Annotated in this window: 2 protein-coding genes; one reads left to right on the top strand and one right to left on the bottom strand. The window is 67.0% G+C overall.

What is annotated here, in order from left to right; all coding sequences use genetic code 11:
* Window positions 1-824: sensor histidine kinase family protein (locus FVW20_RS13875; protein WP_504739160.1), on the bottom strand; the 824-nt coding region annotated here is incomplete at its 3' end.
* 345 nt (window positions 825-1,169) lie between these two features.
* Here FVW20_RS13875 and FVW20_RS13870 point away from each other — a divergent pair.
* The gene (locus FVW20_RS13870; RefSeq protein ID WP_196610078.1) at window positions 1,170-1,709 is read left to right on the top strand and encodes a periplasmic heavy metal sensor; all 540 of its coding nucleotides are present in this window, start codon (window positions 1,170-1,172) and stop codon (window positions 1,707-1,709) included.
* The last annotated feature ends 210 nt before the right edge of the window (window positions 1,710-1,919 follow it).

The following is a 1,919-nucleotide window of genomic DNA, read 5'->3' as shown; positions in this document are numbered from 1 at the left end:
CGCCGCGCGGCGCGGGCATGGCGCGACCACAGCAGCGAAAGCGCCCCGGCCCCGCCCAGCAAGGCCAGGATGGACAGCATGACCAGGGTATGCTGGCGGTCCGCCGCGCGGGCCGCGTCGAAGGGGGCCGTATCCAGCGCCACGATGATCACCGGGGGCGGGGCATCGCGCTCGGCCTGCATGTCCGCCTCCATCTCGCGGCGTAGCCAGCCGGGCATGGAGCCCATGCCGGATTCCGGGGCACGCATGCCGTGGCCCATCATGTGGCCGCCCATGCCCCCCATGCCCATGTGCCGCGCCGTGGGCCGCAACGGAATGAAGGTGCGGTACACCAGAAAGGCGCGCTGGCCGCCCGCCTCCATCAGCCGCCAGCCCACCTCGTCGCGGGGCTGCTGGCGCCCGCCCTCCCCGTCGCGCCCGTCGCGTCCCAAAGGAACTGGCGGCGGGGGAACGGCCAAGGCCTCCATGGTGGCCGGATCGGCCAGGGAACGGCCAATCCATTGCGGATCGCTGTGGGCCAGCACCACGCCCTGCCTGTCCGTTACGGCGATGAACTGGATGTCCGGCTGGTCTGCCATTTCCTCCAGCAATACCTGCAAGCGCAGTTCGCCCCCGGTGCGTCCGCGCAGGCCGGTGCGCGCCCCGGCCTCGAAGGCCCGGATCAGCGAAGCGCCCTTTTCGGACAGGATGCGGCGCATGGATTCCTGCTCGCCATCGTGGTTCAGCACGGTAAGCACGGCCAGCACCAGGGCCAGGGCAACCGTGGCCCCGATGATCAGCCACGGCGAGGGCAGCGGCGTGTTGATGGCCTTGTGGGTACGCATGGGATTTCCTTGCGGTGTGCGATGGCCGCCCATGGACGGGCTGGTCGATGCCGCGACACCTGTTCGATTTTCATACACTACCTGAACGGCTGCGTATAGTTTTTATACATGTGCATGGTTTTCGTGCAGATGACCGTCAGCCTGCCGATGCACGAACTAAGCATGTTTTTCCTGTTATAATTCACTATTACGCATTTTCAGCGTCCCTTGGCACGACGGTTGCTTTTACCGAGACAAGCAACAAGCGCACCAGCCCCGCATCACAGTACATGGCCGCGCCATCCACGGCGGATGCAGCGAAGACGCCAGGCGGGGCGGCAACGAATCAACACAGGAGCACACATCATGAAGACCAAGCATCTCGTCCTCGGCACCGTCGCCCTTGCGGGCCTGATCGCCATCACCGGCATCACCGACAGCGCCTTTGCCCGCATGGGCGGCATGGGTGGCATGGGCGGCCGCTGCGCCACCGGCGCGGTGTACAACTCCCTGACCCCGGAAAAGCAGGCCAGATACGACGCCATCTACAAGGAAGCGGACGCCCGCATCCAGCCGCTGAAGGACAAGGCCTGGGCCAAGCATACCGAACTGAACGCCCTGTCCGGCAACCCCAACACCAAGCCGGAAGCCATTTCCAAGCTGACGGGCGAACTGTCCGACCTGCGCACCCAGATCCGCAAGGAATACACCGCCCTTGACGAACGCCTGGAAAAGGAAGTGGGCGTCAACCCCGGTTATGGCCGCATGGGCCACATGGGCATGGGCGGCGGCATGATGGGTGGCCACGGCATGGGTCATGGCGGCATGGGTGGCGGCATGATGGGTGGCCAGGGCATGGGCCATGGCCCCATGCATGACGGCCAGATGCCCCAGACCAACCAGTAGTCCGGACTGACGGAGCAGCGGCGGGGCGCACCCACCGGCCTTCACAGAGGACTTCCCACCTTCCCGCCTCCGCGCCCCGCATGATGCATGACGCACAGGGCCGCCGACATCACCGGATGTCGGCGGCCCTCTCCTTTTGGCCGTGCCGCGCTGTCCCCATCGCGCCCCCGCGCCGTCATCCCGCCCGCACCGCCCGCCGCCCGCCAGCCC

The organism is Nitratidesulfovibrio oxamicus, assembly GCF_015731765.1.
Classification (GTDB): Bacteria; Desulfobacterota; Desulfovibrionia; order Desulfovibrionales; family Desulfovibrionaceae; genus Cupidesulfovibrio; species Cupidesulfovibrio oxamicus.
This window is presented reverse-complemented; position numbering and strand designations above follow the sequence as displayed.

Excerpts from the sequence above, each read along its gene's own strand:
- FVW20_RS13870 (WP_196610078.1), top strand. The coding sequence starts at position 1,170 with ATGAAGACCAAGCATCTCGTCCTCGGCACCGTCGCCCTTGCGGGCCTG.